Origin of the sequence: Bradyrhizobium sp. CCBAU 51627, from assembly GCF_028128765.1 — a bacterium.
Classification (GTDB): domain Bacteria; phylum Pseudomonadota; class Alphaproteobacteria; order Rhizobiales; family Xanthobacteraceae; genus Bradyrhizobium.
The window spans coordinates 41,894-59,068 of record NZ_LBJG01000084.1 but is presented as its reverse complement, the minus strand read 5'-3'; the positions used below and the strand labels follow the sequence as shown (position 1 = coordinate 59,068).

The window sequence follows — 17,175 nt, the reverse complement described above, 5'->3', positions numbered from 1 at the left end:
CGCGCCGCCGTCCGAACGAATTTTGGCCGAGCACGCGCGAACGTGCCGGCCCGCGGCAGGAGCCTTTTTATGCCGCAGACTCAATTGCCCATTTGAGGAGGATTTGAAATGACCAGGATCAGGAGACCAATACCAGCGTACCAACCCGTCCCTCAGCCTATCACCAGCGATGATTTCATGGCTCCGACGCTGGCGCACATTCAGGAGCTGGCGCGGAGCAAGACCGACATGGCCATCCAGTGCTCTCCGCAATTATGATGCGAGAGACCGCAAACGCGTTTGCGCGCGTCGCCGCGGCAAAGGAGCTGCTCGATCGCGGCTGGGGCAAGAGCACGCGGGAAGGCCGACGGAGCCGCCGCGCCGGCAGGCAGCGATCCCGCCTAGGTCGGGGCTCTGCGCCGCGTGTCTCCACGTCCTTGATGTTGCTCCGGCCGGCTTTGGCGTTCCGATTGAACCTGCATCCTCTCCGGCGAGACCAAGACGGGCAGAGCTAGCACCCCACCAGCCCGAGCCGGCGAACGGATGCTCCACATGAACCCCGCTCTTGATCTGCTCTATCGACTGCTTGCGATCGGGATCAGCATCTATTGCGCCCGCAAGGCCTGGGTCGGCTATGTCGAGCGAAAGATCCTGTTCGTCAGCGACGACTGGCTGGACTGGTCGAGATGGTCGCGGCAGGAATTTGACCGCGACACCACCCCGATCCGGTACTGGATGCAGATGGGCGGCACGGCGTTCGGCGCGCTGCTATGCCTCGTCGGCGCGATCATCGGCTGGCAGCCGAACGGCTGAGCGATCCGCATTCGCCCCTCCCAAGCGATGTGCCGGCCATGACGAAACAGCTTTGAAACAGTCCTGAAACCAGATCGTCCTGAACTCCCACCCCGTTGGAACCGACCAACGGAGCGAAAAGGAGACAGTCATGATCCAGATCGGTTCGAAGGAAGAAGTCGCGTTGCTGCTGGCGCTGTTCGGGACGCATACCCAGCCCGTCCGGAAGCCGAAGCCGAAGTCGCAGCAAGGCTGAGATACCAGCCATGGCGGGTCTGGCCGATTGCCTGAGCTTTCTGCGCCTGCTGATCGCGAGAGGGGATCCGAAGGGCATCCCGCTGGCGACGGGCGCCATCGACGACTATCTGGCGATGGCCCCGGTCAGCGCACGCAGACGCGGCCTGCGCGTGCTGCAGCAGGACGCGATCGAGCTGCATGTCACTTCGGTCGGCGTGCAGCGCTCGTTCGCCGAGACGGTCGACGCCTATATCGAGCGGAAGCTGGCCGACGAGTGAGGCGCTGAGGCTCGCCGGTTCGTCCAAGGGCGTGGCATCGCTTTTGCTCCGTGATGTCTCAATCCCCACCCGGCCCATCGGGCCGTTTCAGATTGAGGCGATCACATGCAGTCAACGTCCCGTTTCGAAGCGACCGCGTCCTTGAAGCTCCACGCGCTCATCTCCGACCTCAACTGGCGGATGCAGATGCTGGAGAGCGACATTGCCGAGGAAGAGCGCAAGGCCGGGAATGCCGATCCCGGCAGCCCCACCTATTCCATGCTGGCGCAGACCTTGCGTGCGCGCCGCGACAATCTGCGGACCTCGATCGCCCTGCTGGAGGCGCAGGTCGAGCGGACGGCGCAAGTGTCGCGGGCCGCGTAGCCGCGCCCGCCCTCGCGCCCGCTTCGCATCAGGAGGCTTCGTGCGGCCGCGGCCCCTTCAGCAGACCGATCTTCCGGCCGAGCTGCCAGACCTCGACATCGCCGCGCCGCGCGAACTGCTGCGCGAAGTCGAGGGCCGACGTATCGCTTTGCGCCTCGAACGCTTCGGCGGAGCGGAAGACGCCGTTCTCGCCGACCAGATAGGCGCGATATTGTTGTGTCATGTCGGCGCCCTCAGGCCCGGTGAATGCAGCCAGGCGTCGATTTGCATCGCCAATTCGTCCTGCCGCGCCCGGCGCAGCAACAGCTCGCGGCGCCGTCCCGGCGCCAGCACGCGCGCCTCTTCGCGCAATTGCGCGGCTTCGTCCGCGAGTCTCTGGGAAAGTGTCTTGGTTTGCTTGAAACGACGCCGCTTCAACATGGCGCTGCTCCCATGTTCGAGGAAGGCGGGAGCGCGACCGGCGTTCTCATCACCGATATCTGCCACGGGCCTTGCGGTGATGCTTAACTGTACGACCCGTCTCGAAGGGAGTCTTCATCCTTTGATACATTGGCGCGAAAATATCCGCGACATTTTCTCACGCGATGTTTGAGCGTTTTCAGCCGTTTACTCATCTTGCACACCGGCGAGTCTAAAGTTCACTTTTGAACAAGAGCGACTTCGGGTCGTTTATCTCCCATCACCGGCCAAGGCTCTGTCCGTGGGCGTCGGTGGCTGAGAGACCGAGAGTGTGCGCCCGCCTGCAAAGCCAGGGAGCACGTCCATGCCGAACCATCGCGCGCCGATCCATCGCATCCATAACGAAGCATCCAAGATCGCCCAACAGGAGCACTGACGGACGCGCCGGCTTTCGCCGTTTGGAACTTCCCGCTTCGAACCTGATTTGGAGAGACGGCCGGCCCTGCCGCCGACTGGTCGGCCTGGAATGACGGCTCCGGCGCGCGTGCCCCCCGTCTGCGCCGGAGCCGTTCTCATGACGATCCTTTCACGTGCATATCAGGCAACCACAACGAGCCGCCGGCGTTGGTTCACCACACAGCTTGGAAAGGTTGAGCATGAGATCATCAGCACGCATTTGTGCAACCGTCGGCGCGCTGGCGCTGACCGGAATTGCGACCACGGTGCCCGCCCAGGCCCGGCACTTCGGCCCTGGATTCGCCGGCGGATTGATTGCCGGCGCTCTCCTCGCAGGCGCGGCCTCGTCGGCCTATGCCTATGCGCCGGGTCCCGACTATGGCTATGCCCCAGACCCGGACTATGTCTATGCCTACGCTCCTGCGCCGGGCTATTACTTCGGGCGGCGGGAGCATCCCTACCGGACATACGGCGTGTACGACGAATCCCAGCACGGCGGGCAGCCGTCCTACAGCTCGCCCACGGGCGACTGATCGCAAGCCGCGCCGCGGGCTTGTTTGCTTCAGCAACGCCTGCCGTGTTTATGCCGCGCCGAACCACCGCGTCAGCGCCTCGGCAAGTCCGCCGCTGCCCTGATCACCCACCCACGCCACATGGCCGTCGGGCCGCACCAGCACGGCCTTCGGCGCCGAGACCGCGCCGACGGACGGGAGTTCCCATGCGCCATCATGGACGGCATCGATGCGCGTGACGCGATCGGCGAAGGGCGAGATGTCGAGGTCCTCAAGCCCACCAAGATTGAGCAGCAGGCCGCGCGCCTGGTGCAGCAGCGTGAACAGAGGCTGCGGCCGGCCTTCGATCGCCAATGCGAGATCGGGCACGCGGCGGCCGAGCAGGGGATGCCCGTCGCCGAGATCATAGTGGATGTCGAGCCCGCTCATCATCGCGCCATAGCGCCGGCGCGGCGCGTCCATCGCAAGCAGTTCGGACATCACCTCGCGCGCGGCCTTAAGGCCGTCGTCGTCGCGGCGGAGCAAGGCGATCTGCGCACGCGTGTTGCGCAAGACGCGCGCGGCGACGGGATGGCGTTCGGCATGGTAGCTGTCGAGCAGGCTGTCGGGCGCAACGCCCTTTGCCACCAGCGCCAGCTTCCAGCCGAGATTGACGGCATCCTGCAGGCCGGTGTTGAGGCCCTGTCCGCCGACGGAGTGATGGATATGCGCGGCATCGCCAGCGAGCAGCACGCGCCCTGCGCGATAGGAGACGGCCTGCCGCGCCGCGTCGGTAAAGCGGGAGATCCAGGCCGGGCTATGGGCGCCGAAATCGGTGCCGTACACGGCAACGAGCGCCTCGCTGAGGTCGCGCAAGGAAGGCTCGCCGCTGCGATCGAACGTTGCTTCCGTCATGACCACCAGCACACGCCCGCTCTCGCTCGTGCTGAGGCCGTGAAAGCCGAGCGCATCGTGACGCAGGCCCCATGCCGGCGTCTCGCGCATCTCGACCTCGGCCATGAGGTTGCTGAGCGTCGGATCCTTGCCGGCGAATGCTATGCCGGCCGCCTTGCGCACCCGGCTGCGGCCGCCGTCGCAGCCGACGAGGTATTCCGCGCGCAAGATCTCGCCGCCAGCGAGCGTCACGTCGACGCCGGCCTCGTCCTGCACGACATCGCTCACCTCACGGTCGCGATAAACGGGGACGCCGAGTTCGGCGACCCAGTCGGCCAGGATGCGTTCGATGTGGCTTTGCCGCAGCGCGAGCCCGTAAGGATGGCGGGTGGGCAGATCGCCGATATCGAGCCGCGTCCAGGCAAAGCCGGCGAGCTGGACGACCTTGCCTTCGCGCAGGAAGCGATCCGCCACGCCGCGCTGATCTAGGATCTCGAGGCTGCGCGCGTGCAGGCCGCCGGCCCGCGTGCCCGTGAGACCCTGGCTGGCGCGGCGCTCGACGATCGCGACATCGCATCCGGCGAGCGCCAGCTCCGCGGCCAGCATCAATCCGGTCGGCCCGCCGCCGGCGATGATGACGGCATGGTCGGCCACGTGCGCGTCTCGCCTCAGTGAGGTGCGGATGCGCGCGCGTGACTTCGGAAGCAGGACAGGCATGTGGTGACCCCCTCGGCTGGCTGTGAGGCGCGGGGTGTACACCGGGGCTTGGCGCTTGAAGCAAGCCCCTAGCGCACCACATATCAAGCTGGGAGGAGGGGCGTTGCCGGAAGCGGCGGCCTAATCGTCCCTGGACAGTTCGCCGGGCGTGGTCGGCCGGTCGATGGTTCCACCCTCGCCGTGCACGAGATCGCGGCTGTTGTCTTCAGTCTCGCCGGCGTCCGCGATGACAGCCGCTTGCCTCTCCCGCTCCTTGTCCATGCGCGGCCTCCGTCTCGGCAGATCTCGCGGCGATTTGGGCGCAGCTGTTCTTGAAGTCATGGCCGATCCTCCTGATCGACCAACGCGCCACGCTGCCAGATCGTTCGTTTGACACGTCGGGCAAAACACCGGCATAATGGCATCATCGAAATCTTAGGTGAGCCCGCGCGGAACGCATCCGCCGCGGGCTTTTTCATGCTGATGTCATCGATGCGATGGTGACCGTTGGAGCACGATAATTGTCCGGCGTCTCAAGTTGCCGAGCATGTTCGGTTTATCATAAGTGAAGCTTGACCCGTCGGGCAAAGCACTGGCAGAATGGCATCATTGAAGGAGTTTGCAGCCCGCCCGGAACATCCGTCGCGGGCTTTCTGCTTTTGGATCCGATCGCTCATTGTGCCTGTCAATCGTCTCCGCGCTTGACGTTAAAATTTCGAATTAGCCGCGGGCGAGAAAGATGTTGACTTTGTTCCCTGTATGTTCGATTCAACCCGAGGGCGAGTGACAATGAATTTGTCTGACGCTCGATCCCGACCGAGGCTGTGATGAGTAGATCCTTTCTTGGGCTTGTCTTGCTGGAGAGACCGGCAACGCCGGACATGGTCGCGCTTGCCGAGGCGCTTCGCACCCGCCACCCGGAGCTGGCGGCGGAGATGGAGGCCGATGCGGCGGCTATCCGCCAGCGTTCCGCGGGTGGATCGGTGCTCCACTGCGGCGATCAACTCATCGCCGTGATGTCAATGCCGGCGCCCATTCCACAGGATCCAGGGTTGTGGTCGCGCACGACGATGGCCTGGCCGGAGGCGAACACCGTCGCGGCGCGACACCGCGGTCATTTGATCGTCTCGGTGGTCGGACAAAGCCAGCCATTACTGCCCAAGGCTCGTTTGATGACTGCTGTTATCGGCGCGTTGATAGCGACTGTGCCGGAATGCTGCGCCGTGGTCTGGGATGGCAAGGTCGCACGACCGGCTGATCATTGGCTGCACTTCTCCCGGCGATCCTATGCGCCGTTCCCCGACTATCCTTTCTCGCTCTGGGTCGATGTCCTGCCTTTCCGCTGGCAAAGAGGCATCGGTGCGGTAACGATGGGGCTGACCGCTTTTGTCGATCGCGAGATTCAGTTCGAGACCTCCGGGCTGACGCTCGAGGCGCTGATCGAAAGGGTGGCCGGCCTTGCCGTCTATCTCATCGAGCATGGACGCGTGCTCAAAGAGGGCGATACATTTGGCGGCGACGCGAACGAGCGCATCGCTGTGCGCTACAAGAATTCCGACCAGTTCAACGGCATGCCCGTGTTTCTTTGTACGGACGGCTCGCCCTAACGGAGCATAGCTCGCTTACTCAGCGCGATAGCGCCTGTGAGGAAGATGAGACGACAATTCATGGCTGCATCCTCGATTGAGAAGCGCATGCGAAAACCAAAGACTGCAAAATTCTACCGTGTATCAATAGGCGGATTTCACACTGCGCCAGGGGTAAAAATCGAAAATACCGCCGCTCTGAATGGGGGCCGCCTTCTAATGCCGCCGCCGGGCCGGCGCGGCTTTCCGCCACTCCCCGAATCGCCGCGCCTGCTGATCGACCGATCTCTTGGTCGGGCACCAGGCGACTGGGAGCTTTTTTACGGCTTTCGGCTCGCATCCGATCGGATGAAGGATCTTCTCGAAAGTATAGATCGAGAGGGCGTAGTATTCTTGAAGTGCGAAACGCGATCGTTGACTGGACCGGCTGCGCCAACCTACTGGCTTTGCGACGTCATTCGCGTACTCGATGCTATCGACGAGCAAAAGTCGCAAGGCACAATCGTGGATGATGGGACCCCGTACAGGCGATATGATCTTATGGCCGGGGCCCGACTGGTCTTTAAACAACAGGCCGTCGGTTCAGCCCATATCTTCAGACCACGATTCTGGGTTGGCGTCATTTGTGATCAAATCATGAAGGATGCGTGCAGGGAGGCCGGTATGAGGGGAATAAGCTTCGAAGATGTGTCCCGTGGGTAATCGCACGTTGGTGCACGATCTCGCATATCAAGAGTCGAAAGCGAACATTGGTCACTTGTTGACCTTTACGCAACGCTTCTTCCTCTAGGGAACGAAGGTCCCTTTTCCACAAACATAGCATAAGAGGCACGGCGCCAGTCTTTGGTGCGGCCGCACGTTTGCGTCATGCCGTCGGTTCAGGCGCCGACGTCGAGAGTACTTGCTCGCCTAGCAGCAATACTAACTAGCGCGGCTGCACCGACTGCGGCGCGCAAATCCAATGCCAGCTCCAATCGCTGGCCGTCTCACCAATCGATTGCAATCAAAAATGCCGACTGAGCTCATGGTCAGCTCGGATGCCGGCGTGCGCCAGAAAGCATCGGTCGCATGTTTCCGATTCATCACATCTTGCCTCAACTTCTTGCAGAACATCCGGTCATAAACCGCCTGGCTAATCGCTTCGACATTGATGGGATCAAGAATCGTATGGCTCTACCTGCCACGCAGGGACTTGCCGACGATCTCAAGTCGAGCCCACACTCCGGAGGACATCTTCGATCGTATTACAATGGGTTCTTGGAATACCTCGATGAGGTCGAGTCAACAGATGAGTTCGCGGCTGGCGTAGCGGGCCGCGAATCGCGGTTCGACGAGATTGCTTCCGATCTGAATAGGCTTTTGGCCGCGGCCAAATACGCGCAGGCGAATGGCCATCTATTTCCCAACACGCCAACTGGGGTGACTCGCGAGCAGGCAAACGCGGCGAACGAGAGATGGTTTAAGAATTGGAGGAGCTATGCCAAAGACAATGAAGATCAAATTCAGGAGATGCTGGACACGATCAATCAGCTGAGTGGATCTGGGCAATGGAATGGAGCCCTTCACTGGCCCATCCTTTCCCCGACCAGCACGCTGAGCCTTGAAGATCGTATCAAGATACGAAACCAATTTCCTAAAGGCTCTCCGATCTCAAGACAGTTCACTGCGATTGGATCGGTTCCCGAGCTTCCAGGTTTGGTGCCATCTTTTGTCAACACCGGGCTGCCCGGCTTCATTCCGATGTCCCCGGACGAGGTGAAGCAGCCGGAAGGATTTACACCTGGTAATTCCTCTCTAACTTTTGGGCTGCGCGGTTTTCCTGCGCTGGACCCGGCTTGGCAACGGATTGGACAGCCACCTCCGAGCACTGCCGCGCCGCCGGAAGATCCAACTCTGCAGTACGATATGGCCACGGGACTGATCTATCCTTCATCTGCAGGATCGCCAGGATTGGCCTATCCCTCTTCCTCCACATCCGGCTCATCTCTTCTCCCTTGGCTCGCGGGCGCGGCTGCTCTCGGTGTAGCAGCTTTCACGTTGCCTGCGTGGCTCGTGGCGGCGCTAGGTGTTGGCGCGGTTGCGGGCGCCGCCAGCGGGCGCGGCCTAGAGTCTGGTTCCGCAAATCCGACTGAAGTTGGCGATGAAAGGGTCTTTGCAAAGGGAGCGTCTTCTTTTGCCTCGTTGGATCGTGAGAGCATTGCTGGAGGCGGTCCTTCAGTCGGTGAATCCAGAACGGGATCGCCACTTTTGGTGACAGCCAGCGAGCCAGGCCGGGTCGACAATTTCGCCGAAAGATTCGGCAATTGGCCTGGGATCCCGGCCGGAACAATGCCCACCCAGCCGCCGAGCGTGCCGGATGCGACGATGCATTCTGCAGCGGAAGTCGCTGCGCCTGAAGAAGTCCGGCGTCTCACTCGCGTGAACGCCTCGAATGCGGGTAGCGTGTTCGAGTCGGGTAGCGCGCCGGTGCCGTATCTGCCTTCTCCTGAGTTCGACGCTCGATTTAGCAATTGGCGAGAGCAAGGAAGGCACCCCCAGCGGGTAAGCAGCCCGCTCAGTGCATTCGCTGATGAGCCGGGCTATGCCATTCCACCGCCGGTCTGGGGACTTGATGCCTCGAGCAATAAGCCAAATGATGCGGAAGAATGGTTCTCTCGCTGGATACAGCCGCTGCTTCGCCAAGACTAGCGATCCATGGTCGAGTTTTTTTAACCCCGCTCAATGTCCTTTGACACGTCGGGCAAAACACTGGCATAGTGGCATGATCGAGAGAGTTCAGTTCAGCCCGCGCGGAGCGATCCGCAGCGGGTTTTTTCATGTCGCCGCGGGATCGCAGCGTTTCGATCGCGACGGGCCTTGCTCCGATTGCAATTCGCAGTTTGACACGTCGGGCAAAACACCGGCATAATGGCATCATCGAAACGAGTTTGTGAGGCCCGCGCGGGACATCCGCTGCGGGCTTTTTCGTTTCGATCTCAGGAATCGGACGGCGTCCCGCGCATCGCGGCCTCGCCCTCGTTGAAACGCGTTCATGGAGCGCCGAACAGCGCGCCGCCGTCCGAACCATCTTTATTGGCCGTGCACGCGCGAACGTGCCGGCCCGCGGCGCGAGCCTTTGCTTGCGCCGCCGCGGCCTCCGCAAGACGGAGATAAGGTTCGCGCCGAAACGATCGCGCCTCGTGCCGCGATCTGCCGCATTGTTGTTTTCTTGTATTTCTCTTGGAGAAACGATGACGGTCTATCTGATATCGCTCGCGCTGGCGGGCCTGGTCGCGATCGTGATGTGGGAGGCGTTCGCATGAGTGACGGACTCGAATATGAGCCCAAGTTCGCGGACGTCTCCCGTCCGGTCGCGAAGGGACGATCGAAAGCGCGAACGCTGACCGAGATCCGCTCGCTCGCGCGCAGCCATGCCGGGACAGCCATCAAGGTTCTCGTCGGCATCATGCGCAATAGCGATGCGACGCCGGCGGCCCGCGCGTCGGCCGCGAACGCGATCCTCGAGCGCGGCTATGGCAAGGCCGCGCAGCCGATCGACAACGCCGAAGACGGCGTGCTGGAATTGATCCACCGGATCGAGCGCATCATCGTGCATCCGGAAAAGTCCGGCGGCGAAGTGTCCTAGCGCCATCGTTGGAGACGAGGCGCTCGCCATGTCCACCTTGAAAATTCCAACGGCCAAGATCTTCGCGCCGCTGCTGAAACCCGCGCGCTACAAGGGCGTTTACGGCGGGCGCGGCTCGGGCAAATCACACTTCTTCGGCGAGCTCCTGGTCGAGACCTGCCAGGCCGAGCGCGGCACGCTCGCGGTTTGCATCCGCGAGGCGCAGCATTCGCTGGCGCAATCCTCGAAGCGGCTGATCGAGGGCAAGATCGCGAGCCTCGGGCTTGGTCACGGTTTCAAGCTGTTCAGCGACAAGATCGAGACGCCCGGCGACGGGCTGATCATCTTCCGCGGGCTGCAGGACGACGCCGGCAAGTACCGGCTGATGATGAAGGCGAGGGACGCTGTGACGGCAAAGCCGGTACCGCCGGTGCAAAGGCCGGGCATGGCGGCCAGCCGCGGCGAACGCGATCAGCATGATCTGCGCGCGTTGAGCGCCCGGCTGTCCAGCTCCGGCGATCTCAAGGATGCAGTGGCGCTCTACCAGGCGAAGACGGCGGGCCGGCGGTGAAAAGTCTGCGCTCGCCGAACAGAAGATGATGTAACTCGCCTCACGTTTGGGCACGACGCCAGCTCATCTCTATTCTCCTAATCGCCAGTCGATCTCTCCTGCAATCTTTGACAATTGCCAGGCCGGATCGGCACGTGTCTACGACAGGAACTCAACCATGAGAGAAGACGACAGAGACTTCATCGACCGCGCCGAGTCCATTACCGGCAACCTCTATGGCGAGCCGATGTCGCCGGATCGGATTGCGGAGAACTTTGCGCTCTACGGCCTCAAAAAGCGGGTAGCCGCGCTCGAGCGGTTCGATGCCGAGCTGAGCGGCGAAATCGATTCGAGCCCTCATAGCTTGAGAAGGCGTGTCCAGCTCGTCGATCTGCGCCGGCGCATCGGCAGCCTCCACGAGGCGCTGCGCAAAGCGAACCGATGACCCATCCGCTCCTGGCGGCACTCGCGCAGGCTCGGCGACTCGATGCGCCGATGTTCGTCAAATGGTGCGAGTTGAACAACGTGAACGCATGTCCTGCAACGCCTTCGTCGATCGCGCGGTTCGTTACCGAATGTGCATCGTTGGGTGTGCATCGGCTGTGGCCGGCCATGCAGGACGTCTCGCGGATGCATGCATCGCTTGGCCTCGCCGATCCCACGCTTGGCAGCCCCGCCGCAGACGCGATGAGCGCAGTTGCGGCGGTTCCGCCGCCTCGGTCGTGGCCGAGGCAGTTCAAGGAACGGTTCCGCTCGTTGCCTTACGACATCCAGGCCTATCTCGCGGCTCACGAAGAACAGCGCGAACGCGCGCTCCGCCGCGCACAGAACGAAGCGGCAGCCGCCGGTCGGAAGCTGGTGGCGCTTGAAACTCAATTAAAGGACGGAATGACGCATGGCGACGAAACAGCGCGCGGCGAGACTTGAAGAACGGATCGAAGAGCTTCGCGCGGAGATCGATGGCATCATTGATGAGCGCGTGGCGAAGATCGCAAGCCAAAGCCCCGGAGTGCCACCCGGCGTGATCCGCAACCTGCTCACGGCGCGCGCGCCGGCCTGCCGTTGCGCGCAGTATATCGAATTGTGCGGCAGCGAGGCGGAGAATTCGGATTGACCTTCCGCGGGGCGCGTGGGTGCCTTGGGAATTTGCGATGGCGACGATGGCGCGCCACTGAATCAAGGAAACAAGATGACTCTCTACAAATGGTCTCAGACGGCGTCCGCCGACGCGACGGCAGACTCGACGGTCAATTGGGCCGAGGGGCAGTCCCCTTCCAGCGTCAACGATTCCGCGCGCGCAATGATGGCGGCGATCGCCAAATATCGCGATGATATGGCGGGAGCGATCGTGACGAGCGGGACTAGCACGGCGTACTCAATGTCGAGCTTTCAGGGGTTCGATTCCCTAACGCATCTCAACGGGCAGGCAGTCGCATTTGTGCCACATACGACTAACGGTGCTACGGTGACGCTAAATGTCGATGGTCTTGGACCGAGACCACTGCGATCGGCTCCCGGTATCGAATTGCCTTCAGGGATCATCATTCAAGGCACTCCGTACGACGCGGTTTACAATAATTCCGACGGCGCATTCTATCTCCGTGGTTTGTTTGGCAATCCGTATAACATCCCGATTGGCGCGGGCTTTGACTATTGGGGTGCGGCTGCACCGAATAGTTCGTTTGTATTCCCGTACGGGCAAGCGATCTCACGCTCGATATACGATTCGCTCTTCGCGCTATTTGGTACAACGTACGGTGCCGGTGATGGATTGACGACGTTCAATATTCCAGATCTTCGGGGTCGTATAACTGCGAAGAAGGATGATATGGGCGGATCGGCAGCCGGACGACTAACGGCATCGTATTTTGGCACGTCCGCAAGCAACCTTGGCGCTGCTGGAGGGGTGGAGGGCCAGACCATCACAATCGCCCAGATGCCCATTCACAGTCATGGAGTCACCGACCCGGGACATGCGCATACTCCTCCAGGAGTCTCTGCAGGGTTGTGGGGTGACAACGTCGTCGGCAGCGCTGCCGGCGGAGGAAATGCTTTTCAGATGACGCATACGACCATTCCGCTCGCGACCACAGGGATATCTATTCAAACCACCGGCAGTGGTGGTGCTCACAATAACGTGCAGCCAACGATAATCTGCAACTACGTCATTCGCATTATCTAGGGTTTGGATGAACTCGTTCCCGAGTATTCAATGCGAAAGGCCGGAGCGCCGTAAAGACTAGAGATCTGGAAGACAACAGCGCCAGGTCCTCCTAACAGGTCCGTTTCTGATATTGATCACCTCGTTTGAAGTGCTTGAACATTGATTAGTGGCATCGTTTTAACTGACGCCCACTGCTCCTCTTGCGTCATCTTTGAGTAGCGCTGACGAAGCGAATTCGATTTCCACTCTTTAATGGGGTCGAGAGTGCCCGTCTCAGTAAAGACTGCATTCATTCCTCCCGAAGAGACCGCCGCTAGCCCGTACCCGTGCTTGGTGCAGAGCGAAGCAAGAGCTGTAATAGATGCTCCATGGTACCATCCTCGTGGGTGGTATTTGTGGCGGTCGAAATCAGAGTGGTAAGGGACGGTGACGGGCTCAAGGCCAAAGCTTGAATTGTACTCTACACAAATGACAGTCGGTCTCGTATCGATGAGGCGCTCTAGAAACCAATAATCGTTGCCGTCTACATCAATCGATAGAACTCCCAGTCGAGGAAACAGATCTTTTATGAAGTCAATGTTTTCGAGCGTGATGAAACGTTGGATGGCGCGGATGCGCTTCGAAAGCAGACGCCTTGCATCCGCGACTTGGTCCGCGTTGCCATCGATAAGCACGCCTTGCCAATCGTCTGTCCTTGCTAGTTGTAAGCAATTGAATTCGACCGGATGGAAGCCAAACTCAACAAAAGTCTTGGGTGCTTGTGTCGTTAGACTTTCGATGATTGAGCCTTCGTCAGACTGTGAAGAAGCCCTCTGCATACGAGCCCAATAGATCGCTCGTCGCAAAGTGCTGCTTTGTTTCAGTATATTTCTCATTCTGACTTGATATCACCCTAACCCCAACCCGAGTCAACCCATGGTAGACCTGAACGCCCTCACTCGGGCGAATGCTAGGCGCTGGGCGAATGCCAAGCTAACGCGGAAGGCAGAAGCCGCCGGTGTTGCATTACGCCTCTACAAAGCGAAGCAGCGCTATCAGGCCGTTGAGCGGCAGACCGGCGTCCCTTGGCCGGCCATCGCGGTCATCCACGAGCGGGAATCGTCGCAGCAATGGAATGCCTCCCTGGCCCAGGGCGACCCCTGGAACCGTGTCTCTGTGCACGTTCCGGCCGGGCGGGGGCCCTTTGACTCCTGGGAGGCTGCTGCAGTCGATGCGCTGGTCAAGTGTCCCCCATTCCTGGCTCACCACGAGGATTGGTCGATCGCAGGCGCATTGACTGCGCTCGAGACCTACAACGGCGTCGGCTACGCGGTCCGCGCTGTGCCGTCGCCCTATCTCTGGTCTGGGACCGATCAGTACCGGGCCGGAAAATACGTGCGCGATGGCATCTACGATCCCGGCAAAGTCGACCCGCAGCTTGGCTGCGCGGCGCTGTGGATGGCGCTGGCGGAGCTTGATCCGGACATCCGCTTCGCGGGGACCAGGATCGCAGCAAGGTCGACGAGTGGCGAACCGGCCAAGCCATCTCTGACGAACCCGTCGAAAGGCTCGATCGGCGCGTTCGTCGCCACTCTGATCAGAGCCATCTTTAAAAGGAAATGAATATGAGGACCATTTTTGATGTGATCGCCTTCGCGGCGGGCTTCGGCGCCTGCTGGCTTTGCAAGGATGCGTTGCTCCGGTTCGTGACCGGCACCGAAGCCCAGGTCAAGTCGCTGGAGACCAGGCTCGCTGTGCTGCGGGCCATGCTGTGATGCTCGCAAGGATCAAGGCCATCTGCCTGCATTCCGTGACGATCGCCTGGAGCTACTGCATCGCGCTTGCCGGTGCATTGGCCTCGATCGTCGACGAGCTTGCCGACGCTTTGGGCGATCCTGGCGTCAAGGACCAAATCAGCGCGGCCGTCGGCGATGTCAAGATCACGGGGCGCATCCTGCTCGCGATCTCCGTCGTGACGATCATCGCGCGCCTGCGAACCCTGCGGAGAATAACTGATGTGGATGACGATCATCTCGCTCCTCGGCGGTCCCGTCGTTAAGGCGCTGATCGACGCATATAGCGCCAAGCTGAAAGCTGAGAACGTGGACAGCAAGGTCGCAGCGGATCTCGCAGCGAACGAGATCGCGGCGCAGACAGCCGAAACAACAACTGTCACGCAATATAGAATGGCCGAGCTCGGCTATTGGTACGAGCCCGACAAGTTGATCGGGTATTGCGTCACCGTCTATTTCGCGAAGCTCCTCGTCTGGGACAAGGTGATGGGCCTTGGATCAACGGACCCCCTGGCGGGATTTGCGGCGACCACCGCCAATCTTGTCGTCTCGTTTTACTTCGCCAAGCGCGGCTTCGAGAATGTTGCAAGGATCATCAAGCGGTGAAGAAACCAGACGACGAGATCAGGGCCATCGTCGCCGAAACGCTGGCCGAGCAGCAAAGGCTCCAGCAGGACAGCATCGATGCGATCGTGCTGAAGGCGGTGGCGTCCGTGCTGGCGAGCTTTGGCATCGAAGATGATGACCGGAAGGAGGTCAGGGCCGATTTCCAGCACCTGCGGCGGTGGCGAAAAAGCGTGGAGCAGGCGCAGAGCTACACCTTCAAGGCCGTGATCACGGTGATTGCCACCGGCCTGATGGGGGCCGTCTGGCTAGGTGTGAAAGTTGTGCTGGGTAAGTGAGCTCCCCGTCGCGGAGTGCCGCGCGGCCGATTGAGTCCATTCCTTTGTTCTGGATCACGCCATGTACAGAATTCGTATGGTCGATGCGTCCGACGAAGACATTGCCGAAACTTTGACCGATCTGCATCGGCTGACGTTCTTCGATGCTGCGGCGATGCCGCAGTTTGGACTGGGCGCGTGGTGGCTCGCCTATCATGGCCACGATGCGATCGCCTTTGCGGGGGTCGTACCATCCACCTACGTGCGAAATAGCGGCTACTTCTCCAGAGTCGGTGTCATGCAGCGGCATCGGGGCAGGGGACTTCAGCTCAGGTTGACGCGTGCGATAGAAGCGCAAGGGCGTCGCATCGGGTGGTATGGTATCGTCTCCGATACGACGGACAATGTTGTCTCAGCGAATAACTTCATCAAAGCCGGCTATCAGCTTTACGAACCCGTGATCCCCTGGGCCTGGTCGCATACGCTCTATTGGCGACGGTTGCTTCGCTGAAGGGGTTTTCCGCGGTGCGGAAGGTGTTTTCGCGAGGCTAGCGGCACGCACCGGCGCAGGTGCGGCCTTGTTCGTCTGGCATGTTTGAGGACCCGGCAGCCTGACCGCTGCCGGGTCCTTTTTGCGTCTTGAAGCGTTGCATCTGAAGCCCTTGCGAAGTCGGCTCCGTAAGGCTTTAGTTTGCTTGCAGAGAGTTCGGCGAGCACAAGCCGATGCAAGGGAGCACCAGCGATGTCCACCAAGCCTCAATTGCCGGAACGGCCGTCGCGGGCGGCGGGAGGGCCGAGCGCACTTGATGGTCTGCTGGTCATCGATTTCACACGCGTGGTTGCTGGGCCCGCCTGCACCCAGACGCTCGCCGATTTCGGCGCGCGCGTCATCAAGATCGAAAACCCAGATGGAGGCGACGACACGCGCGCCTATGAACATGCCGAGATCGGCGGCGAAAGCGCGGCTTATCTCAGCCTGAACCGGAATAAAAGCGGCATTGCGCTCGATCTCTCGGTGCCGGAGGCGCGCGAGATCGCGTTGGATCTGATCCGCAAGGCGGACGTGGTCGTCGAAAATTTCTCCAGCGGGGTCATGAAGAAGTTCGGCCTCGATTACGCGGCTGTGGCGCCGCTCAACCCGCGGCTGGTTTATTGCTCGATCTCCGCATACGGGCGCACGGGACCGTTCGCCTCGCGCCCGGGCTTTGATCCCATCACGCAAGCCGAGAGCGGCTTCATGTCGCTCAATGGATTCGCTGATGGTCCGGCGGTTCGTACTGGCCCGCCAATTGTCGACATGGCGACCGGGATGTCTGCCTGCAATGCCATCCTGCTGGCGCTGCTGGCGCGGGATCGACTCGGCCGGGGACAGCACGTCGAGGTCGCGCTGTTCGACGTTGCCATGGGGATGACCGGCTTCTACGGCATGGCCTATCTCATCAACGGCGAGAACCCCGGGCGCTTCGGTAACTCGCCGAGCGGGTCACCGACCGTCGGTGTCTACGAGGCCTCCGATGGTCCGCTTTACATGGCTTGCGCCAATGATCGTTTGTATCGACGACTGGCGGTCGAAGTGCTGAACCGCCCGGATCTCATCACCGATCCGAAATTTGCGACGCGGAAAGCGCGATCCGAAAACAAGGAGCGCCTCCGTGCGGCCATCGCCGAAGTTTTCGCGAGCGACACTCTCGAGAACTGGATGACGAAGATGAAGCTGGCCAATATCCCGGTCGGTTATCTCCGAACCGTCGAAGAGGGATTCAATGCGCCCGAAGCTCGGGAACGCGCGCGATTGAGCCGGATCCCACATCGCACGGCGCAGTGGGTGCCGAACATCGAGCCGCCGATCACCATGAGCCTGACAGCGACTGTTGATCCCCAGGCCGCGCCACTGTTGGGAGAGCACACAGAACGTGTCATGCGCGAGACGCTTGGTTACGACGAGAGGCGGATGGCGGCGTTGGCCGAAAAAGGCGCATTTGGTCCGCGCAAGGCCAAAGGGTCGGACTGAGCGCCGCTCCAGCTTGATTTGA

General features: G+C 61.1%; 25 protein-coding genes and 1 pseudogene. 21 read left to right on the top strand and 5 right to left on the bottom strand.

Translation table 11 applies throughout. The features are described from left to right. Positions 1 to 531: 531 nt before the first annotated feature. From XH88_RS29820 to XH88_RS29810, 3 genes are all read left to right on the top strand, one after another. Positions 532 to 792, top strand: a complete 261-nt coding sequence (locus XH88_RS29820; protein WP_271671798.1) for a hypothetical protein — start codon at positions 532 to 534, stop codon at positions 790 to 792. A 245-nt stretch (positions 793 to 1,037) separates the two neighbouring features. Then, positions 1,038 to 1,286 carry a hypothetical protein gene (locus XH88_RS29815; RefSeq protein ID WP_271671797.1) on the top strand — a complete coding sequence of 83 codons (249 nt, stop codon included), beginning with the start codon at positions 1,038 to 1,040 and terminating at the stop codon, positions 1,284 to 1,286. A 105-nt stretch (positions 1,287 to 1,391) separates the two neighbouring features. Further along, positions 1,392 to 1,649 (top strand): hypothetical protein, encoded by a 258-nt coding sequence (locus XH88_RS29810; protein ID WP_271671796.1) that lies wholly within the window; start codon positions 1,392 to 1,394, stop codon positions 1,647 to 1,649. Between the two features lie 28 nt (positions 1,650 to 1,677). Here the strand turns inward: XH88_RS29810 and XH88_RS29805 are convergent, their stop codons facing one another. Next, on the bottom strand, positions 1,678 to 1,872 hold the full coding sequence (locus XH88_RS29805; protein WP_271671795.1) for a hypothetical protein: 195 nt from the start codon (positions 1,870 to 1,872) through the stop codon (positions 1,678 to 1,680). Further along, the gene (locus XH88_RS29800; protein ID WP_271671794.1) at positions 1,869 to 2,069 is read right to left on the bottom strand and encodes a hypothetical protein; all 201 of its coding nucleotides are present in this window, start codon (positions 2,067 to 2,069) and stop codon (positions 1,869 to 1,871) included. Before XH88_RS29800 ends, XH88_RS29805 begins: the two co-directional genes overlap by 4 nt. Before the next feature lie 635 nt (positions 2,070 to 2,704). On the opposite strand from XH88_RS29800, the gene XH88_RS29795 reads away from it, so the two are divergent. Beyond that, entirely contained in the window at positions 2,705 to 3,037 is a 333-nt protein-coding gene (locus XH88_RS29795) for a hypothetical protein (protein ID WP_271671793.1), read from the top strand. A gap of 48 nt (positions 3,038 to 3,085) precedes the next feature. On the opposite strand, the gene XH88_RS29790 is transcribed toward XH88_RS29795, so the two are convergent. Then, positions 3,086 to 4,606 carry an FAD-dependent monooxygenase gene (locus tag XH88_RS29790; protein WP_271671792.1) on the bottom strand — a complete coding sequence of 507 codons (1,521 nt, stop codon included), beginning with the start codon at positions 4,604 to 4,606 and terminating at the stop codon, positions 3,086 to 3,088. Positions 4,607 to 4,726: 120 nt separating this feature from the next. Then, positions 4,727 to 4,867, bottom strand: a complete 141-nt coding sequence (locus XH88_RS29785; RefSeq protein WP_271671791.1) for a hypothetical protein — start codon at positions 4,865 to 4,867, stop codon at positions 4,727 to 4,729. Between the two features lie 599 nt (positions 4,868 to 5,466). Here XH88_RS29785 and XH88_RS29780 point away from each other — a divergent pair. From XH88_RS29780 to XH88_RS29735, 10 genes and pseudogenes are all read left to right on the top strand, one after another. Next, complete coding sequence (locus tag XH88_RS29780) at positions 5,467 to 6,192, top strand: DUF4261 domain-containing protein (protein ID WP_271671790.1); 726 nt, start codon at positions 5,467 to 5,469, stop codon at positions 6,190 to 6,192. 45 nt (positions 6,193 to 6,237) lie between these two features. Then, complete coding sequence (locus XH88_RS29775) at positions 6,238 to 6,873, top strand: imm11 family protein (protein WP_333909277.1); 636 nt, start codon at positions 6,238 to 6,240, stop codon at positions 6,871 to 6,873. A 366-nt stretch (positions 6,874 to 7,239) separates the two neighbouring features. After that, positions 7,240 to 8,859, top strand: coding sequence for a hypothetical protein (locus XH88_RS29770; protein WP_271671789.1), 1,620 nt, complete (start codon positions 7,240 to 7,242; stop codon positions 8,857 to 8,859). Positions 8,860 to 9,290: 431 nt separating this feature from the next. Further along, positions 9,291 to 9,473, top strand: coding sequence for a hypothetical protein (locus XH88_RS29765; protein ID WP_271671788.1), 183 nt, complete (start codon positions 9,291 to 9,293; stop codon positions 9,471 to 9,473). After that, positions 9,470 to 9,796 (top strand): hypothetical protein, encoded by a 327-nt coding sequence (locus XH88_RS29760; RefSeq protein WP_271671787.1) that lies wholly within the window; start codon positions 9,470 to 9,472, stop codon positions 9,794 to 9,796. The genes XH88_RS29765 and XH88_RS29760 overlap by 4 nt, the downstream gene beginning before the upstream one ends. Positions 9,797 to 9,824: 28 nt before the next feature. Further along, positions 9,825 to 10,139 (top strand): annotated as a pseudogene (locus XH88_RS39130) (phage terminase large subunit); the annotation flags it as partial. 253 nt (positions 10,140 to 10,392) lie between these two features. Further along, a complete protein-coding gene (locus tag XH88_RS29750; RefSeq protein ID WP_271671785.1) occupies positions 10,393 to 10,770 on the top strand; it encodes a hypothetical protein in 378 nt (125 codons plus the stop codon). Beyond that, positions 10,767 to 11,252, top strand: coding sequence for a hypothetical protein (locus XH88_RS29745; protein ID WP_271671784.1), 486 nt, complete (start codon positions 10,767 to 10,769; stop codon positions 11,250 to 11,252). Before XH88_RS29750 ends, XH88_RS29745 begins: the two co-directional genes overlap by 4 nt. Then, the gene (locus tag XH88_RS29740; protein WP_271671783.1) at positions 11,221 to 11,439 is read left to right on the top strand and encodes a hypothetical protein; all 219 of its coding nucleotides are present in this window, start codon (positions 11,221 to 11,223) and stop codon (positions 11,437 to 11,439) included. Before XH88_RS29745 ends, XH88_RS29740 begins: the two co-directional genes overlap by 32 nt. 75 nt (positions 11,440 to 11,514) lie before the next feature. Continuing rightward, complete coding sequence (locus XH88_RS29735; RefSeq protein ID WP_271671782.1) at positions 11,515 to 12,507, top strand: phage tail protein; 993 nt, start codon at positions 11,515 to 11,517, stop codon at positions 12,505 to 12,507. A 116-nt stretch (positions 12,508 to 12,623) separates the two neighbouring features. On the opposite strand, the gene XH88_RS29730 is transcribed toward XH88_RS29735, so the two are convergent. Continuing rightward, positions 12,624 to 13,364 carry a hypothetical protein gene (locus tag XH88_RS29730; protein ID WP_271671781.1) on the bottom strand — a complete coding sequence of 247 codons (741 nt, stop codon included), beginning with the start codon at positions 13,362 to 13,364 and terminating at the stop codon, positions 12,624 to 12,626. 40 nt (positions 13,365 to 13,404) lie between these two features. On the opposite strand from XH88_RS29730, the gene XH88_RS29725 reads away from it, so the two are divergent. The 7 genes from XH88_RS29725 (at position 13,405) to XH88_RS29695 (ending at position 17,153) form a co-directional block, all read left to right on the top strand. Beyond that, positions 13,405 to 14,091 (top strand): hypothetical protein, encoded by a 687-nt coding sequence (locus tag XH88_RS29725; RefSeq protein WP_271671780.1) that lies wholly within the window; start codon positions 13,405 to 13,407, stop codon positions 14,089 to 14,091. Between the two features lie 2 nt (positions 14,092 to 14,093). Further along, a complete protein-coding gene (locus tag XH88_RS29720) occupies positions 14,094 to 14,243 on the top strand; it encodes a hypothetical protein (RefSeq protein WP_271671779.1) in 150 nt (49 codons plus the stop codon). After that, complete coding sequence (locus tag XH88_RS29715) at positions 14,243 to 14,527, top strand: hypothetical protein (protein ID WP_271671778.1); 285 nt, start codon at positions 14,243 to 14,245, stop codon at positions 14,525 to 14,527. Before XH88_RS29720 ends, XH88_RS29715 begins: the two co-directional genes overlap by 1 nt. Further along, positions 14,484 to 14,867 carry a hypothetical protein gene (locus tag XH88_RS29710; RefSeq protein ID WP_271671777.1) on the top strand — a complete coding sequence of 128 codons (384 nt, stop codon included), beginning with the start codon at positions 14,484 to 14,486 and terminating at the stop codon, positions 14,865 to 14,867. The genes XH88_RS29715 and XH88_RS29710 overlap by 44 nt, the downstream gene beginning before the upstream one ends. Continuing rightward, the gene (locus XH88_RS29705; RefSeq protein WP_271671776.1) at positions 14,864 to 15,163 is read left to right on the top strand and encodes a hypothetical protein; all 300 of its coding nucleotides are present in this window, start codon (positions 14,864 to 14,866) and stop codon (positions 15,161 to 15,163) included. The genes XH88_RS29710 and XH88_RS29705 overlap by 4 nt, the downstream gene beginning before the upstream one ends. Before the next feature lie 61 nt (positions 15,164 to 15,224). Next, positions 15,225 to 15,653, top strand: a complete 429-nt coding sequence (locus XH88_RS29700) for a GNAT family N-acetyltransferase (protein WP_271671775.1) — start codon at positions 15,225 to 15,227, stop codon at positions 15,651 to 15,653. A 231-nt stretch (positions 15,654 to 15,884) separates the two neighbouring features. After that, the gene (locus XH88_RS29695; RefSeq protein WP_271671774.1) at positions 15,885 to 17,153 is read left to right on the top strand and encodes a CaiB/BaiF CoA transferase family protein; all 1,269 of its coding nucleotides are present in this window, start codon (positions 15,885 to 15,887) and stop codon (positions 17,151 to 17,153) included. The last annotated feature ends 22 nt before the right edge of the window (positions 17,154 to 17,175 follow it).

Excerpts from the sequence above, each read along its gene's own strand:
- XH88_RS29820 (WP_271671798.1), top strand. The coding sequence starts at position 532 with ATGAACCCCGCTCTTGATCTGCTCTATCGACTGCTTGCGATCGGGATC.
- XH88_RS29815 (WP_271671797.1), top strand. The coding sequence starts at position 1,038 with ATGGCGGGTCTGGCCGATTGCCTGAGCTTTCTGCGCCTGCTGATCGCG.
- XH88_RS29810 (WP_271671796.1), top strand. The coding sequence starts at position 1,392 with ATGCAGTCAACGTCCCGTTTCGAAGCGACCGCGTCCTTGAAGCTCCAC.
- XH88_RS29805 (WP_271671795.1), bottom strand. The coding sequence starts at position 1,872 with ATGACACAACAATATCGCGCCTATCTGGTCGGCGAGAACGGCGTCTTC.
- XH88_RS29800 (WP_271671794.1), bottom strand. The coding sequence starts at position 2,069 with ATGTTGAAGCGGCGTCGTTTCAAGCAAACCAAGACACTTTCCCAGAGA.
- XH88_RS29795 (WP_271671793.1), top strand. The coding sequence starts at position 2,705 with ATGAGATCATCAGCACGCATTTGTGCAACCGTCGGCGCGCTGGCGCTG.
- XH88_RS29790 (WP_271671792.1), bottom strand. The coding sequence starts at position 4,606 with ATGCCTGTCCTGCTTCCGAAGTCACGCGCGCGCATCCGCACCTCACTG.
- XH88_RS29785 (WP_271671791.1), bottom strand. The coding sequence starts at position 4,867 with ATGGACAAGGAGCGGGAGAGGCAAGCGGCTGTCATCGCGGACGCCGGC.
- XH88_RS29780 (WP_271671790.1), top strand. The coding sequence starts at position 5,467 with ATGGTCGCGCTTGCCGAGGCGCTTCGCACCCGCCACCCGGAGCTGGCG.
- XH88_RS29775 (WP_333909277.1), top strand. The coding sequence starts at position 6,238 with ATGAGACGACAATTCATGGCTGCATCCTCGATTGAGAAGCGCATGCGA.
- XH88_RS29770 (WP_271671789.1), top strand. The coding sequence starts at position 7,240 with ATGTTTCCGATTCATCACATCTTGCCTCAACTTCTTGCAGAACATCCG.
- XH88_RS29760 (WP_271671787.1), top strand. The coding sequence starts at position 9,470 with ATGAGTGACGGACTCGAATATGAGCCCAAGTTCGCGGACGTCTCCCGT.
- XH88_RS29745 (WP_271671784.1), top strand. The coding sequence starts at position 10,767 with ATGACCCATCCGCTCCTGGCGGCACTCGCGCAGGCTCGGCGACTCGAT.
- XH88_RS29740 (WP_271671783.1), top strand. The coding sequence starts at position 11,221 with ATGGCGACGAAACAGCGCGCGGCGAGACTTGAAGAACGGATCGAAGAG.
- XH88_RS29735 (WP_271671782.1), top strand. The coding sequence starts at position 11,515 with ATGACTCTCTACAAATGGTCTCAGACGGCGTCCGCCGACGCGACGGCA.
- XH88_RS29730 (WP_271671781.1), bottom strand. The coding sequence starts at position 13,364 with ATGAGAAATATACTGAAACAAAGCAGCACTTTGCGACGAGCGATCTAT.
- XH88_RS29725 (WP_271671780.1), top strand. The coding sequence starts at position 13,405 with ATGGTAGACCTGAACGCCCTCACTCGGGCGAATGCTAGGCGCTGGGCG.
- XH88_RS29720 (WP_271671779.1), top strand. The coding sequence starts at position 14,094 with ATGAGGACCATTTTTGATGTGATCGCCTTCGCGGCGGGCTTCGGCGCC.
- XH88_RS29715 (WP_271671778.1), top strand. The coding sequence starts at position 14,243 with ATGCTCGCAAGGATCAAGGCCATCTGCCTGCATTCCGTGACGATCGCC.
- XH88_RS29710 (WP_271671777.1), top strand. The coding sequence starts at position 14,484 with ATGTGGATGACGATCATCTCGCTCCTCGGCGGTCCCGTCGTTAAGGCG.
- XH88_RS29700 (WP_271671775.1), top strand. The coding sequence starts at position 15,225 with ATGTACAGAATTCGTATGGTCGATGCGTCCGACGAAGACATTGCCGAA.
- XH88_RS29695 (WP_271671774.1), top strand. The coding sequence starts at position 15,885 with ATGTCCACCAAGCCTCAATTGCCGGAACGGCCGTCGCGGGCGGCGGGA.